Source organism: Actinoplanes sp. OR16 (assembly GCF_004001265.1).
Lineage (GTDB): Bacteria > Actinomycetota > Actinomycetes > Mycobacteriales > Micromonosporaceae > Actinoplanes.
Window position 1 is genome coordinate 1,577,524 of sequence record NZ_AP019371.1, and the last position, 19,359, is coordinate 1,596,882.

Annotated in this window: 16 protein-coding genes; 8 read left to right on the top strand and 8 right to left on the bottom strand. The window is 70.5% G+C overall.

Going from position 1 to position 19,359, the window contains the following annotated elements:
- Positions 1–3 precede the first annotated feature (3 nt).
- Positions 4–3,702 (bottom strand): protein kinase, encoded by a 3,699-nt coding sequence (locus tag EP757_RS44760; protein ID WP_370457779.1) that lies wholly within the window; start codon positions 3,700–3,702, stop codon positions 4–6.
- A gap of 101 nt (positions 3,703–3,803) precedes the next feature.
- Here EP757_RS44760 and EP757_RS07240 point away from each other — a divergent pair, with 101 nt between their 5' ends.
- The 6 genes from EP757_RS07240 to EP757_RS07265 all read left to right on the top strand — a co-directional run bounded on the left by EP757_RS07240 (position 3,804) and on the right by EP757_RS07265 (position 9,572).
- Positions 3,804–4,001 carry an acyl-CoA carboxylase subunit epsilon gene (locus EP757_RS07240; protein ID WP_127543423.1) on the top strand — a complete coding sequence of 66 codons (198 nt, stop codon included), beginning with the start codon at positions 3,804–3,806 and terminating at the stop codon, positions 3,999–4,001.
- Between the two features lie 81 nt (positions 4,002–4,082).
- Entirely contained in the window at positions 4,083–4,418 is a 336-nt protein-coding gene (locus EP757_RS07245) for a hypothetical protein (RefSeq protein WP_127543424.1), read from the top strand.
- Positions 4,415–5,956, top strand: coding sequence for a hypothetical protein (locus EP757_RS07250; RefSeq protein ID WP_127543425.1), 1,542 nt, complete (start codon positions 4,415–4,417; stop codon positions 5,954–5,956). The genes EP757_RS07245 and EP757_RS07250 overlap by 4 nt, the downstream gene beginning before the upstream one ends.
- A 62-nt stretch (positions 5,957–6,018) precedes the next feature.
- Positions 6,019–6,633, top strand: coding sequence for a nucleoside triphosphate pyrophosphatase (locus EP757_RS07255; protein ID WP_127543426.1), 615 nt, complete (start codon positions 6,019–6,021; stop codon positions 6,631–6,633).
- 58 nt (positions 6,634–6,691) lie between these two features.
- Complete coding sequence (locus tag EP757_RS07260) at positions 6,692–8,440, top strand: biotin carboxylase N-terminal domain-containing protein (RefSeq protein WP_127543427.1); 1,749 nt, start codon at positions 6,692–6,694, stop codon at positions 8,438–8,440.
- 376 nt (positions 8,441–8,816) lie between these two features.
- Positions 8,817–9,572, top strand: a complete 756-nt coding sequence (locus EP757_RS07265) for a DedA family protein (protein ID WP_127543428.1) — start codon at positions 8,817–8,819, stop codon at positions 9,570–9,572.
- Here EP757_RS07265 and EP757_RS07270 read toward each other — a convergent pair.
- Positions 9,499–10,899, bottom strand: a complete 1,401-nt coding sequence (locus EP757_RS07270) for an NAD(P)H-quinone dehydrogenase (RefSeq protein WP_127543429.1) — start codon at positions 10,897–10,899, stop codon at positions 9,499–9,501. The genes EP757_RS07265 and EP757_RS07270 overlap by 74 nt on opposite strands.
- Before the next feature lie 125 nt (positions 10,900–11,024).
- Between EP757_RS07270 and EP757_RS07275 the strand changes: the two genes are divergently transcribed.
- Positions 11,025–11,486: a gamma-glutamylcyclotransferase gene (locus EP757_RS07275; RefSeq protein WP_127543430.1), complete on the top strand. Its 462-nt coding sequence runs from the start codon at positions 11,025–11,027 to the stop codon at positions 11,484–11,486.
- Here the strand turns inward: EP757_RS07275 and EP757_RS07280 are convergent.
- The 4 genes from EP757_RS07280 to EP757_RS07295 all read right to left on the bottom strand — a co-directional run bounded on the left by EP757_RS07280 (position 11,472) and on the right by EP757_RS07295 (position 15,120).
- On the bottom strand, positions 11,472–12,440 hold the full coding sequence (locus tag EP757_RS07280) for a GNAT family N-acetyltransferase (protein ID WP_127543431.1): 969 nt from the start codon (positions 12,438–12,440) through the stop codon (positions 11,472–11,474). The genes EP757_RS07275 and EP757_RS07280 overlap by 15 nt on opposite strands.
- 102 nt (positions 12,441–12,542) lie before the next feature.
- Positions 12,543–13,280 (bottom strand): hypothetical protein, encoded by a 738-nt coding sequence (locus EP757_RS07285; RefSeq protein WP_127543432.1) that lies wholly within the window; start codon positions 13,278–13,280, stop codon positions 12,543–12,545.
- Between the two features lie 84 nt (positions 13,281–13,364).
- Complete coding sequence (locus tag EP757_RS07290; protein ID WP_127554123.1) at positions 13,365–14,477, bottom strand: hypothetical protein; 1,113 nt, start codon at positions 14,475–14,477, stop codon at positions 13,365–13,367.
- Between the two features lie 7 nt (positions 14,478–14,484).
- Positions 14,485–15,120 (bottom strand): MBL fold metallo-hydrolase, encoded by a 636-nt coding sequence (locus tag EP757_RS07295; RefSeq protein ID WP_127543433.1) that lies wholly within the window; start codon positions 15,118–15,120, stop codon positions 14,485–14,487.
- A 107-nt stretch (positions 15,121–15,227) separates the two neighbouring features.
- On the opposite strand from EP757_RS07295, the gene EP757_RS07300 reads away from it, so the two are divergent.
- Positions 15,228–16,151 carry a DUF4349 domain-containing protein gene (locus tag EP757_RS07300; protein WP_174262354.1) on the top strand — a complete coding sequence of 308 codons (924 nt, stop codon included), beginning with the start codon at positions 15,228–15,230 and terminating at the stop codon, positions 16,149–16,151.
- On the opposite strand, the gene EP757_RS07305 is transcribed toward EP757_RS07300, so the two are convergent.
- Entirely contained in the window at positions 16,148–17,404 is a 1,257-nt protein-coding gene (locus tag EP757_RS07305) for an amidohydrolase (protein ID WP_127543435.1), read from the bottom strand. The two genes, EP757_RS07300 and EP757_RS07305, sit on opposite strands and share 4 nt — an antisense overlap.
- A 206-nt stretch (positions 17,405–17,610) precedes the next feature.
- Positions 17,611–19,176 (bottom strand): methylmalonyl-CoA mutase, encoded by a 1,566-nt coding sequence (locus EP757_RS07310; RefSeq protein ID WP_127543436.1) that lies wholly within the window; start codon positions 19,174–19,176, stop codon positions 17,611–17,613.
- Positions 19,177–19,359 lie beyond the last annotated feature (183 nt).

Sequence of the window (19,359 nt, forward strand, 5' to 3'; positions counted from 1 at the left end):
CAATCAGCGCGCCTTGAATCCCTGGAAGATCGCGTCGAGGTCGGCCTTCGCGGCGTCCCAGTCCTCCGGCGAGGTGTACCACGCGATCGTCCACGTGGTGTCCTCGACCTCGAAGACCCGCTTCACCACGCGCTGCGGGTTGCCGCCGCTGTTCGTGGTGTAGGTGAAGTTCCAGTCGGCCGCGTCACCGTTGTAGTCGACCTCGGAGATGCCGAGGTTGTTGTAGCTCCGGTAGTGGCTGGTGCTCTGCTGCTCCAGGTATTCGACCGGGTCGTCGAGATCCTGGTCGATCTTGTTGATCAGCATCAGGCGGTTGTTGTAGTTGACCTTGGTCTCGCTCCCGCCCCCGGACACCGAGGCGCCCTTCGGGAGAGGGACGCTGAAACCAGAGCCGTTGTACGTACGCCAGCCGCTCGGCACGCCGCCGGCACCCGCCGAACTCGGCGCCACGCTGGGACTGGCCGCGGTGGCCGGGCTGCTCGCCGCAGGCTTCGACGTCTGCCCCTTGGCCGGGGCGGCACTATCGCCCGTCGCCGGCTTCCCGGTCGCGGCAGCGCCGTTGCCCGCCGGCGTCGCGCCGTTCGCGCTCTTCGCGTCCTCGCCGAACGCCTGCACCGCGATGATGACGATGAGCAGCAGGAACGTGAGCACGATCCCGAGGCCGATCGCAGCCTGCCGGTGCGTGAGCGTCGTGCCGAAGACGGTGATGCCACGCCGCTCCGTCGGCCGCATCGGCATCGGCGTCCACGCCGGCCGGCTGGGCCGCTCGAAACCGGGCGCGCCACCGAAGTTCCCGACGACCCGCGTCTCCGAGTCGGCCACCGGAGTGCTCGGCCCACGCCTCGGCCCGGGCGGCGACAGCGGAGCGACGATCGACGTCCTGTCCGGGTCCTTGCCCGCACTCACGACCGACGTCTTGTCGGCGTCCGCGCCCTTGCCCGCGCCCATGACCGACGTCTTGTCCGCATCCGGCGACTTGTCCGCGCTGACGACCGACGTCTTGTCGGCGGCCAGGCCCTTGCCCGCGCCCATGACCGACGTCTTGTCGGCGTCCACGCCCTTGCCCGCGCCCATGACCGACGTCTTGTCCGCGTCCGGCAACTTGTCCGCGCTGACGACCGAGGTCTTGTCGGGGTCGGCCGGCTTCATCCCTCCGACCAGGACCGACGTCTTGTCCTCGCTCTTCTGAACGGAGGTCTTGTCCTCCGCCCCACCCGCGACGGATTCGTCCTGATTTGCCGAGTCATGGGCGGCTTCGACCACGGCGGCCTCGACCACGGCGGCCTCGACTTCAGCAGCCTTGACCTCGGCTGCCTTGACCTCAGCTGGCTTGACCTCAGCTGCCTTAACCTCGGCTGCCTTGACCTCGGCTGCTGGAGAATCGACGGTCGCAGGTTCGGAGATCTTGGAATCCTCGGAGACCTTGGAGTCCTTGGAGCGCTCGGAGCCAGTGGAATCCGCAGCTTCGACCTCGGGCTGGTCGGCCTCGGGCTCGCTCTGCTTCTCGGTCCCGCTCTGCTCGGGCGTGTCCCGCTCGGACCTGTCTTGCGCGGTCCCGTCCTGCACGGTCCCGTTCTGCACGGTCCCGTCCTGCGCGGTGCCGTTCTGCTCAGGCGATGCAGTCTCGGCCGCGTCCGATTCGGGCGCTTCGTCCTTGGTCGTGCCGGTGGCTGCGGCCTCACTCGTAGAGGTCGCAGCGGAGTCACCCTCGCCGGAGCCCTCCTTGCCGGTGGTCTCCTTGCCGGTGGTCTCCTTGCCGGTGGTCTCCTTGCCGGCGTTCTGCTCGTCGGCGTTCTCGGAAGCGCCATCGGCCTCGGCGGACTCCACCGGCTTCTGCACCGGGAAGGCGATCTTCGCCGCAGCGGCGGACACAGCGCCGTCAGCCGGGGGAGCCTCCGCAGTGGACGGTTGCACCTCGACCGGCGCGGTGGTGGGCGCGGACGGCTGGGCGGGGACCGGCTTGGTGGGCGCGGACGGTTTGGCGGAGGCCGACTGCTGGCCGGGGATACCGCCGGCCGGCATCACCGTGGTGGCCTGGGCGGACTCCTCCGGCGCCGGGACGATCGGGTAGGCGCCGGTCGCCGCCGCCAGGGAACGCTCGTGTTCCGGCGCTGCCTGCTTGCGCCGGTTGGCCACGACGTCGGCGGCCGTGAACCCGACCCGGGCCGGGCTCACCGGCGACGTGGGCGGACCGGCGGGGCGGCGTGGCGCGGCGGGTGGGGCGTAGCCCGTACCCGGAGAAGAAGAATCAGTGACCGGCGGCGTATCGATGCGTGTGGCGTCGAGCGGCTTCGGCGCACCCGGCTGCACTCCACGCGGCGGCTGCTGCGGACCACGAGGCGGCTGCGGGCCGCGCGGAGCGTCCGACGGCGGCGGACCACCGACGGGCGCCTTGCCGGGCACGAAAACCGGCGGCCGGCCCTGAGGCGGCTGACCATGCGGCGGCTGCCCATGCTGCGGCTGCCCCTGCTGCGGCTGCCCCTGCTGACCGAAACCGGGCTGACCCTGCGGCTGCTGCCCACGACCAGGCTGACCTTGGGGCTGCTGCCCACGACCCGGCTGACCCTGCGGCTGCTGACCCTGCTGCTGACCACGAACCGGCTGGCCCTGCGGCTGCTGCCCACGACCGGGCTGACCCTGCGGCTGCTGTCCACGACCGGGCTGACCCTGCGGCGGCTGGCCGGGAACCTGTCCGTACTGCTGGCCCTGCGGCGCCGGGGTGACCGGCGGGCGGGGTGTCGGCACAACCGGCGCGGAACCGGTCGCCCAGCCGGAACCGGGCAGCACCGGCGGACCGCCGGGACCGCTCGGCAGCGACGGGCGCTCACGGCCGACACCGGGGCGGCGCATGGTCGGGCTCATCGGGAACGCGATCTTGGAACGCCGCCCGGCGGCCCGGGCCAGCAGGCGTTCGGCCTCCTCCGCGTTGATGCGGTGGGCGGGGTCCTTGCGCAGCAGCCCGTTGAGCACCGGCTTGAGTTGTCCCGCGTTGCGCGCCGGCGGGACGTTCTCGGTCGCCAGCGCGGCGAGCGTGGCGATGGCGGACGGCCGCGCGAACGGCGACTGCCCCTCCACCGCGGCGAAGAGGGTGGCGCCCAGCGACCAGAGGTCGGCCGCGGCGCCGGCTGTGCCGTCACGGGCGCGCTCGGGTGCGATGTACGCCGGGGAGCCCAGCACCAGCCCGGTGCGGGTCACGTTCGGGTCGCCGGGGACCGTCGCCAGACCGAAATCGGTCAGCACGACCCGCCCGTCGTTGCCGATCAGCACGTTGCCCGGCTTGACGTCGCGGTGCACGACGCCGGCCCGGTGCGCGGCGCGCAGCGCGTTGAGCACGCCCAGGCCGATCTCGGCGGCCCGGACCGAGTCGAACGGCCCGTCCTGCGCGAGGGTGTCCTGGAGTGAGCGGGATGCGACGTACTCCATGACGATCCACGGGTCCGCGTCGGTCCGCAGCACGTCGAAGACGCGCACCACGTTGATGTTGTTGAGCCTGGCGATGGCGCGTGCCTCACGCAGTGAGCGCTCGCGCATCTCCTGCCGCTCGGCCGGGGTGAGTCCGGGCGGCGGGACGAGCTCCTTGATGGCCACGTCCCGGTGCAGGACGACGTCCGTCGCCCGCCAGACACGCCCCATCCCGCCCTGACCGAGCGGCGCAACGAGCCGGTACCGATCAGCGACAACGAGTGGGGGAGAAGAAGACATCACGCAGAAAATACCTGGTTCTGTCGAGCGGCCGCGAATTGATCAGCCGAGTGTGGGACACGTGTCACCGGATCTCCGGGTACCCGTCGTACGCTCGGTTGATGAATGAGGAACCGCTGGTCAGCGTCGTACGAGGAAGCCTAGACGATCATGAGCTGGCCGCGCTGGCCGCCATCCTGACATCTCGATCCACTTCGGTCAATTCCGAAACTCCATCACAACCAGTCTCGGAATGGGCGCAATCTGCGCGTCCTTCGGGCGCGTCGCGCGGATGGCGGGCGTCTGCTCTGCCCCGATAACGGCTGTCCACAGGGGGCAGTCATACGCGGCGTGACCGGATAACCTCATCTGCGTCACCCCTTCGCGTTCGGAGGCCCCCCGTGAGTCTTGATCTCCGCGACGCTGGTCACATCGAGGCGGACCTCCTCGCCATGGAGGAGGCCGCCGCCCGGCTGGCCTCCGCGGTCGAGCGCGACTACGCCCCGCGGGCCGTGACGGTCAGCGACGCCATGTCCACCCGGATGCCTGCCGCCGATCGCGGGTTCACCGAGCTCCACCTCTTCCTGCACGCGCACGAGCGGGCACAGGAGGTCACCCTCGCCAACGTCCACCATTTCGCCAACGGCACGTTCGGTCTCGCCGAGGCGGCACGGGAGACCGGTTCCCGGTACGCGCGGAGCGACACTGCGGCCCGCGATCTCCTGAGCAGAACATGATCGCCTCGACCGGCGGCGGTGGCGGGACCGACTGGGCGTCCCTGCGGCTGGACCAGATGTGGGCGATGCTCGCCTCCCACGATCCGGAGGCCAACGCCCGGCTGATCGGCGGCTGGCGGCAGTCCCACGATCTGGCGCTGCGACACCTCGCCGACGTGCGGGACTACCGCGATCGGCTGGCCACGGCCTGGGATCCGTCCCGCAGCCGGGCGGCGGCCGCCTACTTCACCCGCCTGGACGCGCTGATCGCCGACCTGGAGGAGACGTCCGAGGCCGCGATCGCCAACCAGCGCGCCTTCAGCGGGGCGACCGGCGCCCTGCAATCAGCGCGACAACAGATGGCCGAGATTCACCGGGAACACGCGGCCAACGAGGTGCTGCTCGCCGCGTTCGCCGAGGCGAAACGGCTCTACCAGCTGTCACCGGGCAAGGCGCGCGGAGTTCCACCACAGCGCCCGGTCCCGGAGGGCCGGCAGGCGCTGCTGGAAGCGCGGGCCCGGATGGTGATGCAGTCGCTGAGCACCGAACTGGCCAAGGCACAGAGCGCACTGGTGGTCCCCAGACCCTACGAGCCCGACCTCGACACGACGGCCGGTCTGCGACTCCCCCTCCCCCGCACAGCACCCACCCTCACCGATCCAAGATCCACGGCGTCGGAATCAGCCGCCGGCAATCCAAGATCCGCGACACCGCGAGGGACCACCGCAGCCCCAAGATCCACGATGCCGGGAGCGAGGGCAGGCACTGCCTTTCCAAGATCCAGGACGCCGGGAGCAGGGGCAGGCACTGCCGTTCCAAGATCCACGACGCCGGGAGCGAAGGCAGGCGCTGCCATTCCAAGATCCGCGACGCCGCGAGAAGCCACACCCATTCCAAGATCCGCGACACCACGCGGAGCCACTCCTGCGGAAAGATCCGCGACGCCACGCGGAGCCACCCCTGCTCCAAGATCTACGACACCGCGAGGGACCAGCGCCACTCCAAGATCTGCGACCCCGCGAGCAGACACCGCCGCTCCGAGATCTGCGGCGCCGGAAAGTAACGCGGCGACGCAGGCCGCTTCGAGATCTGCGATATCGGCGATACAAGCCAATCCAAGATCCGCAAGAACGCCGCCCGACACCGCAAGGCCCATCGGCAGCAGACCCGACCCGGCAGCAGGCAGCGCGGAGACGACAGGAGGCGAAGCAAGGAGCCCCGCAAGCCCTCATCAGGAGCCGAGCCGGAATACCACCACTCCAAGATCCGAGGGCCTCGTCCTGGGCCAGTCGCCACCGAGCCATCCCGCGCCCGACAAATTCGAAATGTCGCTTTCAGCCCTGCACGGCGTCATCGGCGCCACCCCGCCCCACCCGTCTCAGACCCTGCCACCACCCCTCAACGGCCCGATCGGCCACCAGCCACCCCGACCGCCCGGCCACTTCCCGGACCCCTTCTGGGAGATCGCCGAGGGCGTCCCCCCGATCATCGAGCCCACCCCCGAGGACCCGCCCGACCCCGGCCCCACGATCGGCAGGATCCCCCGGAACCGGGCTTGAACGGCGGAAACATGCAGCTTGCGCCCACCGTGACACTCGGATGCCTTGTAGGCTCCTTTCCCGTGCAGACCGACATCACGTACCGCCTGATCCTCGCCTCGGCCAGCCCGGCCCGCCGCGCCCTCCTGACCGGCGCCGGCATCGACGCCGAGGTCATCGTGAGCGGCGTGGACGAAAGCGTCGTCGACGCCGAGGACGCGTACACGCTGTGCCTGGCCCTGGCCCGGATGAAGGCCCGCACGGTGGCCGCCGACCTGCCGGCGGATCCGGGGGCGCTGGTGCTCGGCTGCGATTCGGTGCTGGCGTTCGGCAGCGAGGTCTTCGGCAAGCCGGCCAGTCCCGAGGAGGCGATCAAGCGCTGGTCGGCGATGCGCGGCAAGTCCGGCGTGCTGCACACCGGCCACCATCTGACGGGTCTGGTCAGCGGCTTGCAGGCGGAGGCGGTCGGTACGACGACGGTCCACTTCGCCGATGTGAGCGACGCCGAGATCGAGGCGTACGTGGCGTCCGGCGAGCCGTTGCAGGTGGCCGGCGCCTTCACGCTGGACGGCCGGGGTGGCGCTTTCGTCGACCGGATCGAGGGGGATCCGGGCAACGTGATCGGCCTGTCGCTGCCGCTGCTGCGCAACCTCCTGGCGCAGATGGGTGTCCCGATCACCGCCTTGTGGAGAAAGTAAAAGTAAATCCAGATTCGCAGCACGCCCGAAAGAGCAGAACGACCGTTAGGCTCTCCACGTGCGGAAGATATTGATCGCCAACCGTGGCGAGATCGCCCTCCGGGTGATCCGGGCCTGCAAGGACGCCGGCCTCACGAGCGTCGCCGTCTACGCGGACAGCGACCGGGACGCGTTGCACGCGCGAGCGGCCGACGAGGCCTTCGCGCTCGACGGTGAGACGGCCGCCGACACCTACCTGCGGATCGACAAGCTGCTCGACGTGGCAGCGCGCAGCGGCGCCGACGCGGTTCACCCGGGTTACGGGTTCCTCTCCGAGAACGCCGAGTTCGCCGAGGCGGTGCTCGGCGCGGGCCTGATCTGGATCGGTCCGAGCCCTCAGGCGATCCGCGACCTGGGCGACAAGGTCACCGCACGTCACATCGCGCAGCGGGCCGGCGCCCCGCTGGTGCCGGGCACCCCCGACCCGGTGTCCGGGGCAGCGGAGATCGTCGCCTTCGCCGAGCAGCACGGGCTGCCCGTGGCGATCAAGGCGGCGTTCGGCGGTGGCGGTCGCGGGCTGAAGGTCGCTCGTACGATCGAAGAGATCCCTGCCCTCTTCGAGAGCGCAACCCGCGAGGCGGTGGCCGCCTTCGGTCGGGGTGAGTGCTTCGTCGAGCGATACCTGGACCGGCCGCGGCACGTCGAGGCGCAGGTTCTGGCGGACACGCACGGCAATGTCGTGGTGGTCGGCACCCGGGACTGCTCGCTGCAGCGCCGGCACCAGAAGCTGGTCGAGGAGGCGCCCGCGCCGTTCCTCAGCGCCGAGCAGCGTGCCGAGATCCACGAGTCGGCGAAGGCGATCTGCCGGGAGGCCGGCTACTACGGCGCCGGCACTGTCGAATACCTGGTGGGCCAGGACGGGACGATCTCGTTCCTGGAGGTCAACACGCGTCTGCAGGTGGAGCACCCGGTCAGCGAGGAGACCGCCGGTGTCGACCTGGTCCGCGAGCAGTTCCGGATCGCCTCCGGTGAGCCGCTGCCGTTCACCGAGGACCCGATCCCGCGCGGCCACTCCATCGAGTTCCGGATCAACGGCGAGGACGCGGGCCGCGGATTCCTGCCGGCGCCGGGCACGGTCACCGAGCTGACCTGGCCGTTCGGGCCGGGCGTCCGGGTCGACTCGGGCGTGGAGAAGGGCAGCGTGATCGGCGGCAACTTCGACTCGATGCTCGCGAAGATCATCGTGACCGGCGCGACCCGGGCCGAGGCCTTGGAACGGTCCCGTCGTGTGCTGGACGAGACGGTGATCGAGGGCATCGCCACGGTTCTGCCGTTCCACCGCGCGGTGATCCGCGACGAGGCGTTCACCGGCGAGCCGTTCACCGTGCACACCCGGTGGATCGAGACCGAGTGGGACAACACGGTGCCGCCGTTCACCGCTCCCGCGGCTACCTCCGCGGAGGCCGCCGAGCGGGAGACCGTCGTGGTCGAGGTGGGCGGCAAGCGCATCGAGGTGCGACTTCCCAAGACCTTCTTCTCCGGTACGCCGGGAGCCGCCCCCAAGCGCAGCCCGGCCCGTTCCCGCAGTGGTGGTGGCGCGGCGGCGGCCGCCACGAGCGGCGGGCTCACCGCCCCGATGCAGGGCACGATCGTCAAGGTCGCGGTGCAGGACGGCGACGAGGTGGCCGAGGGCGACACCATCGTGGTGATCGAGGCGATGAAGATGGAGCAGCCGCTCCAGGCGCACCGGGCCGGCACGGTCGCCGGCCTCACCCTCGAGGTGGGCGCCACCATCACCGCCGGCACGGTGATCTGCGAGATCGCCTGACCGTCTCCGCACTTCCACGCCCGGCCGGTGCCATACCGGCCGGGCGTGCTGCTTCGTTGAGTCAGGCGCTGTGCCGAGAACGCTGTGTGGAGTCCAGGGGCGGGCCGCCGATACGGGACCTACCGGCGGCCCGCGCCGCACGGCCGGAACGATCCGAGGTCCGGCTGCACGGGCAGGACAACCGTACGCCGCCGATTCCAGGCGCATCGAAAACCAGGCGCGCCGGGGTGAACTTCGGACGTACCGTGTCCGTCGTCACGGCGGAGAACGTCTGACCGAAGCGCATTCTGATGACAGAGCATTCACAGCACAGCGCACTCTCAGGTACGGCGCAGCACAATGCCGTGAGCCCCGAAGCCGCGAGGTGACCTAGCCGATGACCGAACTGCTGACCATGTTGGCCACGCCCGCCTGGGCGTACCTCGCGCTGTTCGGTTTCCTGGCGATCGACGCTCTCGTGCCGGTCGTGCCCATTCAGGCCATCATGATCACCTCTGGGGCGCTCACTGTCTACGGCAATCTCGATCTCGCCCTGGTGATCGCTCTCGGGGCTGTCGGCATGTTCGCCGGCGACACCGCGGCGTTCGTCCTGGGCCGGTCGACGGGTGCCCGATTGAGCGCATTACGCGAACGCTTCGCGCCGCGTGGCGAGGATGCCGGCGAGCCCGGCCGCACCCGCAAGGCCGCCGAGCGGTTCACCCGCGGCCTGCGCCGGCCCGGCCCGCTCGTGATGCTGCTCTGCCGGTTCGTGCCCGGCGGCCGGATGGCGTCCGGCTACCACGCCGGCCGGACGCGATACCCGGTCAAGCTCTTCGTGGCCTACGACGGGCTCGCCTCGCTGGCCTGGGCCAGTTACGGCGGGCTGGTCGGCCACCTCGGCGGCACCGCGATCACCCAGTCGGCGTGGCGGCTCTTCGCGGTGGCCGCCACGGCCGCTGTGGTGTTCGGCACAGCCGGCTGGATCCTCGCCCTGTTCGGCGGCGGGCCCACCGAAGAAGGCGGGCCCACCGAAGGCAGGCCCACTGAAGGCAGGCCCGCCAACGAAGGCGACGAACCCGCTACTGGATCTCGTGCTGCATCAGCTGACGAGCCGCTTCCGCGATCGACCCGGAGAGTGAGGGGTAGATCGTGATGGTGTGCGCCAGCTGATCGACAGTCAGGTTGTTCTCGATCGCCATCGTGATCGGCAGGATCAGCTCGCTCGCCTTCGGCGCCACCACGACACCACCGATGATCTGGCCGGTCGCCAGGCGGCAGAAGAGCTTCACGAAACCGTCCTGGAGGCCGGCCATCTTGGCCCGCGCGTTGCCGGTCAGCGGCAGCATCACCTGGCGGGCCGGCGTACGCCCGGAATCCACCTCGTTCTGCGTGAGGCCGACGGTGGCGAGCTCGGGGTCGGTGAAGACGTTCGCCGAGACCGTACGCAGCCGCAGCGGCGCCACCGCCTCGCCCATCGCATGCCAGATCGCGATCCGGCCCTGCATGGCGGCCACGCTGGCCAGCGGCAGCACGCCGGTGCAGTCACCGGCCGCGTAGATGCCCGGCACGTTGGTCCGGGACACCCGGTCCACCGTCACGTAGCCGCCGTCGCCGACCGCCACGCCGTATTCCGCCAGGCCGAGGTCGGCGGTGTTCGGAATGGCGCCGACCGCGATCAGCGCGTGCGAGGCCTCGATCACCTTGCCGTCGCCGAGGGTCACCCGGACCCCGTCGCCGGCGTTCTCCACCGACTTGCCGCGGGCCTGGCTGAGGATCGTCATGCCCCGCTCGCGGAACACCCGCTCGATCGCCATGGCGGCGTCCGCGTCCTCGTGCGGCATCACCCGCTCCCGGCTGGAGACGAGCGTCACCTCCACGCCCATGGCGAGGTAAGCGCTGGCGAACTCGGCGCCGGTCACACCGGAACCGATCACGACGAGGTGGGTGGGGAGCTCGGTCAGGTCGTAGACCTGCCGCCAGTCCAGGATCCGGTCGCCGTCCGGGCGCATCGAGGAGAGCACCCGCGGGGTCGCGCCGGTGGCGAGCAGCACGGTGTCGGCCTCCACCGCGTACGTGTCCCGCCCCTCCGGCGTGATCAGCACCTGGTGGGTGTGCCCGAGCCGGTCCTCGCCGAGCTTGGCGCGACCCCGGACCACGTCCACCCCGGCCTTGATCAGCTTGGTCTGGATGTCACCGGACTGCGCCAGCGCCAGCTTCTTGACCCGCTGGTTCACCGCCGCCGCGTCGACGCTCACTCCGTCCAGCCCGGCGGAGGAGATGCCGAACCGCTCGTTGTGCCGATAACCGGTCATCACCTCCGAACTGGCGATGAACGTCTTGGAGGGGACGCAGTCGGTCAGCACGCACGCGCCACCCGGCCCGTCCGCCTCGACGAGGGTGACTTCGGCGCCGAGCTGGGCCGCGACGAGAGCCGCCTCATAACCCCCGGGTCCCCCACCGATGATGACAATCCGACTCACGACGACAACCCCTCCAAATACGGCTCCGCCAACCCGCAGCGGAAAACCCATGTAAAACCGGTTGAACGTGCCGACACGCACGTTCCATATTCTCACTACCCCCTTCGCCAGCTATCGTCGTCGCCGTGCGTCACTACGCCGCGTATGGCTCGAATCTGGATCCCGCCCGCATGCGGGCCTACTGTCCGCACTCGCCGATGGTCGGCGTGGGGTGGATCGAAGGCTGGCGCCTCACCTTCGCCGGTGAGGGAGATATGGGCTGGGAGGGGGCGGTAACCACGGTCGTCGAGTCACCAGGCGACCGGGTGTTCGTCTCCCTCTACGACGTCCACCAATGGGATGCCGCGCAACTCGACGAGGTCGAGGGGGTGACAGCGGGGGCGTACCAGAAGCTCACCGTGCGTGTATCGACGCTCGACGGTGACGTACCCGCCTGGATCTACGTCTTCGCCGGGTACGAGGGTGGCCTGCCCACCGCGTGGTACCTCTCCGAGATCGCCAATGCGGCGGAGAAAGCGGGCGCGCCCGACGACTACGTCCAGGAGCTGCGGTCCCGCCCTACCGGGACGAGCTCACCCGAGGTCTAGCGTCGTCTCGTAGACGTTCGCGCGGTACAACGCCGTCATACCGACCTTGAAGTACAGGCTCGCGGCGTCGGTCGGGTTCGCCAGGTCGACGCCGAGCCCGGCCTTCGTGCGCCCCTGGCGCGCATATCGGGCGAGGGCATGGCGGAGGAGAGCTTCACCCAACCCCCTCTTCCGGTACGGGCGGAGCACCGCGAGAGACCGCACCCACCCCTCGGCGTTCGTCTCGTCGCCACCCGAGCCTCCGGACTGCAGCACGCCGGCCAGAACCCCGTCCACCTCGGCGGCGAACCACTCGTCGAAACGCACATCCGACTCCGCGCGGACCTGCTCCCGCCACGCCTGGTAGGTCAGCGCCCGGTGGTCGGAGTCCTGGAACGCCTCCTCGATGACGGCGTGGAAGCGGCGCATCTCGTCCTCGTCGGCGGCCCGCACCGGCCGTACCGTCACGCCCGCGGGCGGCGCCGGCGGCTCGTGCGCGACACCGGCGAGCGGCATCTGCATCCGGGCGTGCTGCTTCAGGAAGACGAACCCGGCGTCGGTGAGCGCCTCGATGTACGGCGTCTCGGTCGGGATCGCCCCGGCCCGCACCGAGTAGACCCGGTGACCCAGTTCGGCGGCCCGCTCGGCCATCCGGTCCATCAGCAGGCGCAGCAGCGGCCGTTGCGCCGGCAGGCCGTTCTCCGGGTGCACGTAGACCTCGGCGAAGTCCCGGGCCTTCCCGGTCGGATTCCGCGGGTACGCCCATCCGGCGATCGCGCCCGCCGGATCGATCGCCAGCCAGCAGTCGCGGCTCATGTCGGTGTGCGGCCCGGTCAGCTCCTCGTGCACCTCGTCCAGGGTGAAGTCGGGTTCACCCACCGCGGCGATGTCGCTGGCGTGGACGAGCGCGAGGATGGCGGGCGCGTCGGCGAGGGTGGGCCGGCGCAGCTGCCAGCCGGGCGGCAGATCGGACATGCGGGCCATCCGACCACGCCGTGCCGTCTCTGCCAATCGAATTTCCTCGCCCGCTTGCTTCTCCCGCTTCCTCCCCCGCTTTCTCCTCCGCGCCGGCCTGTCTCAGCGGGTCAGGCGGTGGCTCAGGGATTCGAGCAGCCCGGCGAACTCGACCCGCTCGCTGCGGTCCAGCGCCGCGTAGGCCTGCCCGGCCAGCGAGTTCGCCACCGCCTCGGCCCACATGAGCCGGCGGACCAGCGGACCGGCGTGCGGGTACGGCGCCTGCCACCCGAACGCCACCGCCCCGGTCTCGCCGTCCGGCCCCGCGATGATCGCTTCGAGCGGCGTGAGCCCGCTGGCCCGGACCGCGATGACGTGCACACCCAGCCGGTGTTCGTGCAGCAGGTGCAGCAGCACCGCCGCACGGGCCCCGGGCGTGGCGTCCGGCACCGGCATGGCACGCCACGCCGCGAACAGTGTCAGCCCCGCCGCGTCCACGGCGTCCACCACCTGCCCGGCCAGCTCCAGCAGCCGGGTCAGCCGCGGGAACGCCCCCAGCTGGTCGGCGCCCCAGGCGCAGAGCTCGTGCAGGTGCCAGGTGGCGACCTCGACGGGCGCCGACGTCTTGGCGGTCGCCTCCCAGCCGTCGATGACCGCCTCGGGCGCGATGAACGCGATAGCGGCCGCCACCGTCTCCGGCCGCACCTCACCGAGCGCGCCGGCCCGCGCCGACACGTGGTAGGCCCACCCGGAGAGACCGAGCAGCCGGGCTCGGCGCAGGGTCTGCGGTGATTCCGCGAAGGCTCCGACGATGGCGGCGAGTCCCGCCTTGGCGTTGGCGGCAGCCTGTTCGGGGGTCACCCGCCCGATTCTGCCCTCAGTGACCGCTTAAAGAAAACGCTCCCCGTCCATCCGTTCTCCCTTCCCCACCCGCGGGTCGCCGCGTCAGTCGGATGTCAGGTCGTCCAGGGCGGCCTGGACGTCGCCTACGCGGCGGCGCGCTGCGGCGGCCTCGCGTTCGGCGGTACGGCGGGCCAGTTTGCGGCGGGCCACATCGGCTACGGCCTCGGTGCGGCGCCGTTCCAGCTCGGCCAGTTCGGCGTCCAGGTCCTCGACCAGGTGCCCGGCGTCCCGTTCGGCCGTTTCGGCACGTTCCAGCTGGGCGTCGGCCCGCCGCTCGGCAGCCGTGGCGACACCCATCTCCCGCTCGAGCTCCCGCCGCTTCCGCTCGACCTCGCGCCGCCGCTGCTCAGCCGCCGCCCGCTCCCGAGCTTCCCGCTCAGCGGCCTCTCTCCTCGGGAAGCGGCGACGGTCCGCACCACCCTCACTCCCACCGTCCTCGCCCAAGTCGCCGTCGTCGTCCAGGTCGCCGTCGCCGTCGCCGTCCCCTCCTCGCCCTCTACCACGCCTTTCGCCTGCCCTGCCGTCCTTGCCTGCCCTGCCGCCCTCACCTGCCCTGCCGCCCTCCCCCGTCCTGCCGCCTTCGCCTGCCTCGCCGCCCTCACCCGCCCTCTCGCCGGACAAATCCGAAATGTCGCCCGCATCGTCGGAGAGGTCGGTCACCAGGCGCAGGCGGGGACGCGGCACCTCGCCGAAGCCCGCGTAGCTGGTCGCGCGGATCAGGCGGCCGGTTCGCACCTGGGCCGCGATCTCCGGTTCGGCGAGGGCGGCAGTGAGGGTCGCCTCCACCTCGCCGAGCGGCAGGCGGGCTGCCGGCGTACCGGCGGCGACTGCCAGTTTGCGGGCCGCGGCGACCAGCGCGGAGACGAACTGCCGACGCTGGTTGGAGAGTTCGCGCAGCTGGTCGCCCTTCAGGTCGCGCTGGGCGGCGCGCAGCGCGGTGGAGAGTTCGACCAGTTCGTCGATCAGATCGGGGCGTTTCAGGGCGAGCAGGTTGACCACCCAGGCGGCCACCGTGGGCTTCTTCAGGGCGGCCAGGCGTTTCGCGGCGTCCCGGTCACCGGACTTGCGGGCTTCGGCGATGGCGGCGGACCGGGCCGCGACGAAGCCGTCCGGCGGTTCCTCGTAGAGCTTCCGGACGCTCCCGTCGGTGTCGATGGCCACGTCAGTCGAGCACGGTTCCCGGCGTGACCCGCGCGAACTTCGTTTCGGAGAAGCTCTCCAGGTGTTTGCCGTACACCGCCGCGCCGCGCTCGTTGATCAGGCCGTCGTGCAACGCGAACGCCCGCCCCGGCCGCACCGACCGGACGAATTCCAATGAATCCGCGATGGTGGCCCAGGGCGCGTTCATCGGCGCGAAGAGCGTCTCCACGTCAGCACCTTCGGGGACCACGAACGAGTCACCCGGATGATAGAAGTTGGCGGTCCCGTCGCTGACGAGGAAACCCAGGTTCGCGAAGACCGGCACGTACGGGTGAATGATCGCGTGCTGCCCGCCGTACGCCCGGATCTGGAAACCCGCCGCCTCGAACTCCTCCCCCGCCGCCACCGCTGTCGTCGCCTCGGCGACGCCGTCGAGCAGCGGCAGCACCGCCTCGTGCGCGAAGATCCGCAGATCGGGTCGCCGGGCGACGGCCGCGGTCACCGCCTGCACGTCCAGGTGGTCGAAGTGCTCGTGGGTGATGAGCACGGCATCGGCACCGGCCAATGCGGACGACTCGGAGAATTCGCCGGGATCCACCACGAGAACGCCCGCGCCTTCGACTCGCAGACATGAATGCGTGAACTTCGTGACGCGCACGGGATCCCTCCGCTGCTCAATTGTGACCGCTCAGCAAGCAGTCTGCCGGAACCACGAGACGTGTGGCGTACGTCCCAACGGTCAAGCATGACGAGATCGGAGCGACGATGCATGAGCGGGGAACCACGAAACTGATCGCGGCAGCACTGCTGGCGGGTGCGTTGCTGGCCGGCTGCGGGGCTGATTCATCGGATTCCGGGGGCAACGCCTCCCAGGCGGAACCGGCTGTCGGCCGCGCCGATGCCCCGGCCGCCGAGGAGGGCACCGCGGGTCAGGGGAAGGCGGAAGCCGACTCCGCCGGGGCGAACACCACTGCGGAGGCACCGGACCTGCGTGTCGACCAGCGTTCGATCATCTACACCGGTTCGATCACGGTCCGGGTCGACAACGTCACCACGGCGGCGGCCCAGGCCACCGGCATAGCCTCGGCGGCGGGCGGGTTCGTCGGCTCGGACGAGCGGCAGAGCGGCTCCGGCGCGGACACCGCGAACCTGACGCTGCGGATCCCGGCCGCCGAGTTCAGCTCGGTCGTCGACCAGCTGTCGAAGCTCGGCGTCGAGGAGACCCGGGGCATCAACACCGAGGACGTCACCGAGGAGGTCGTCGACCTGGACGCCCGGATCTCGGTGCAGAAGGCCCGGGTGGAGAGCGGCAAGAAGCTGCTGGCCCAGGCCAACTCGCTGGACGACCTGGTGATGCTGGAGCGCGAGGTCGCCACCCGGGAGGCCGACCTGGCCTCGCTGGAGGCGAAGAAGCGCCGGCTCTCCGACCTCACGTCGCTCTCCACGATCACCGTGGTGCTGCTCGATCCGGACGCCACCAGCGCCGCCCCGGACGACGAGCCGCCCGGCTTCCTGGCCGGCCTGTCCGGCGGCTGGGACGCGCTCAAGGCGTCCCTGGCCGTCCTGGCGACGGTGCTCGGCGCGCTGCTGCCCTGGCTGATCGCGCTCGGCATCCCGGCAGCGGTGGCCGTCTACCTGATCCGGCGGTACCGGCGGCGGCAACTGCCACCGCCGGCCGAGAGCAACTAGAAAGCGCCGGAGGTGAGCGCCGCGAGGGCGGTGTGCGCCATGACCCGCACGCCGTAACCGATGCTGCGCTCGTCCACGTCGAAGTCACCCTGGTGCAGGTCGTGGCGCTCGTCCGAGCCGGGGACCCCGGTGCCGAGCCGGATCATCGCGCCCGGCACGTGCTCCAGGTAGAACGAGAAGTCCTCGCCGCCCATGCTGAGCTCGGCCTCGACCACCCGGTCGGCGCCGAGCGCGGCCCCGGCGGCGCCCGCCACGATCGCGGAGGCCATCCGGTCGTTGATCACCGGCGGCACGCCACGCTTGTAGTCGACCTCCACCTGGGCGCCGGTCGCCGCGACCACGTCGTGGATCAGCCTGGTGACCAGCTCCGGGGCCTCACGCCAGGCCTCCCGGCTGAGCACCCGGACGGTTCCGCGCACCTCGCCGGCGCCGGGGATCGCGTTGAACGCCTGCCCGGCGTGCACGGCGCCCCAGACCAGGGAGATCCCGGCCCGGGGATCGATCCGGCGGTTCAGCAGGGCCGGCACGTCGATGATGACCCGGCCGAGCGCGTGCACCAGGTCGGCGGTCAGGTGCGGCCGGGCGGTGTGCCCGCCGGGACCGGAGAGCTTGACCTCGACCGCGTCGGCGGCGGCGGTGAACGGCCCGGAGCGGACGCCGACCAGACCGGCCGGCAGCTGCGGGTAGCAGTGCAGCGCGAAGATGGCGGCGACGTCGTCCAGCGCGCCCGCCTTGATCACCTCAGGAGCGCCGGAGGGCATCGCCTCCTCGGCCGGCTGGAAGATCAGCCGGACCCGGCCGGGCAGCTCGCCCTGCTCGTGGAGCTGCGCCAGGGCCATGCCCAGGCCGAGCGCCACGGTGGTGTGCACGTCGTGCCCGCAGGCGTGCGCCAGGTTGTCGACGGTGCTGCGGTACGGCACGTCCTTCAGGTCCTGCAGCGGCAGCGCGTCGATGTCGGCCCGGAACGCGATGACCCGCTCACCCTCGCCGATGTCGCAGATGACGCCGTTGCCGCGGGGCAGCATCTTCGGGGAGAGGCCGGCGACGGCAAGCTCACGGAAGATCAGCGCGGCGGTCTCGAACTCGGAATGTGACGGTTCCGGGTGGGCGTGAATGTGACGGCGAATGGCTACCAGCTCTGCGCCCCTCGCGGCGAGCCAGCGGTCCAGCTGGCCGGGGAGCGGGTCTGTACCAGGAGGAGTTCCCGGCCACGACGTATCGACACCTTCCGGCGCCGTCAGAGCAGTAGTCACGTCGGCTTCCGTATTCGTTCTAGAGGTTTGTCGGGTTTCGCGACGCGCGCCAGCTTAGCCCGAATTCAGTCACGCTGTGTAACGGGTGTGTAAAGAGGCCACAGCGGGGCGAGGCGGGCTCACGGGAGATCGTCCCGGCCCGCCAACCCCTCAACGGGTAGCGAATCGCGGAGGTGACGCGACGTACTACCGGTACGTTGTGCCGGTCAGAAGCGCTCGACCGGCCGGTGGACGCCCCATACCCCGCGCAGCGTGTGGCATACCTCCCCCACCGTTGCACGGAGTCGCAACGCCTCCTTCATCAACGGTAGGACGTTCACGCTCCCGGCGGCGGCCTTACCGAGATCCGCGAGCGCGGCTTGTACGGCCGGGTTGTCACGTTCGGCCCGAAGGGTGGCCAGACGAGCCACCTGGGCGGTCTCGATCGCCGGGTCGACCCGCAGCGGCTCGTACTTCTCCTCGCTCTCGGCGGCGAACCGGTTCACGCCGACCACGACCCGCTCGCCCGAGTCGATCTCGTTGGCGATCTGGTACGCGGACTTCTCGATCTCACCCTTCTGGAAGCCCTGCTCGATCGCGTCGACGGCCGAGCCCAGCTCGAACACCCGCTCGATGAGCCGGGTCGCCTCCCGCTCCACCTCGTCAGTGAGCGCCTCCACCGCGTAGGACCCGGCGAACGGGTCGACCGTGCCGGTCAGCCCGCTCTCGTACGCGAGGACCTGCTGTGTGCGCAGGGCGAGCCGCGCCGACTTCTCGGTCGGGAGGGCGATGGCTTCGTCGTACGAATTGGTGTGAAGCGACTGCGTGCCGCCGGCGATGGCACCCAGAGCCTGGATCGCCACCCGGATGAGGTTGACCTCGGGCTGCTGTGCGGTCAGCTGGACGCCGGCGGTCTGGGTGTGGAAGCGCAGCATCATCGACTTCGGGTCCTTCGCGCCGAAGTCGTCGCGCATGATCCGCGCCCACATCCGCCGGGCCGCCCGGAACTTGGCGATCTCCTCGAGCAGCGTGGTGCGGGCCACGAAGAAGAACGAGAGCCGCGGCGCGAAGTCGTCGACGGCCAGGCCGGCCGCGATCGCGGCGCGCACGTACTCGATGCCGTTGGCCAGGGTGAACGCGATCTCCTGCGCGGGCGAGGCGCCGGCCTCGGCCATGTGGTACCCGGAGATCGAGATGGTGTTCCACTTCGGGATCTCCGCCTTGCAGTAGGCGAAGGTGTCGGCGACCAGGCGCAGCGACGGCTTGGGCGGGAAGATGTACGTCCCGCGGGCGATGTACTCCTTGAGGATGTCGTTCTGGATCGTGCCCTGCAGAGCCGCGCCGGGCACGCCCTGCTCCTCGGCGACCAGCTGGTAGAGCAGCAGCAACACCGAACCGGGTGCGTTGATGGTCATCGAAGTGGACACCTGATCGAGCGGGATGTCCTTGAAGAGCAGCCGCATGTCGTCGATCGAGTCGATCGCGACACCGACCTTGCCCACCTCACCGTGCGCGATGGGGTCGTCGGAGTCGTAACCCATCTGGGTCGGCAGGTCGAACGCGACCGACAGGCCCATGGTCCCGGCCGCCAGCAGCTGGTGGTAGCGGGCGTTCGACTCGGCGGCCGTACCGAACCCGGCGTACTGCCGCATGGTCCACGGCCGTTTGGTGTACATCGTCGGATAGACACCACGGGTGTACGGATATTGACCCGGCTGTTCGTTTCCGACGCCTGATGGAACGTCGTCGGGACCGTAGACCGGCTTGATCGGGAACCCGGACTCTGCATTCACATCGTGATCCTAGTGTTCGTTCAGGACGCCCACAGTGAGGGATTTTGCACCGAGCGTTCTCTTGCGCTCCACCCTCGGCCACCCAGCGATCACCCACTGTCGAAGTGAGCTGAACACTCGCACAGTGACTTTCGTTGAACCCCACCCAACGGGCAAGATAGCGGGGTTGGACGACAGCCCCCT

What these genes read in the sequence shown, in the direction of transcription:
- EP757_RS44760 (WP_370457779.1), bottom strand. Translation starts at nt 3,702, where the DNA reads ATGTCTTCTTCTCCCCCACTCGTTGTCGCTGATCGGTACCGGCTCGTT.
- EP757_RS07240 (WP_127543423.1), top strand. Translation starts at nt 3,804, where the DNA reads ATGAATGAGGAACCGCTGGTCAGCGTCGTACGAGGAAGCCTAGACGAT.
- EP757_RS07250 (WP_127543425.1), top strand. Translation starts at nt 4,415, where the DNA reads ATGATCGCCTCGACCGGCGGCGGTGGCGGGACCGACTGGGCGTCCCTG.
- EP757_RS07265 (WP_127543428.1), top strand. Translation starts at nt 8,817, where the DNA reads ATGACCGAACTGCTGACCATGTTGGCCACGCCCGCCTGGGCGTACCTC.
- EP757_RS07280 (WP_127543431.1), bottom strand. Translation starts at nt 12,440, where the DNA reads ATGTCCGATCTGCCGCCCGGCTGGCAGCTGCGCCGGCCCACCCTCGCC.
- EP757_RS07300 (WP_174262354.1), top strand. Translation starts at nt 15,228, where the DNA reads ATGCATGAGCGGGGAACCACGAAACTGATCGCGGCAGCACTGCTGGCG.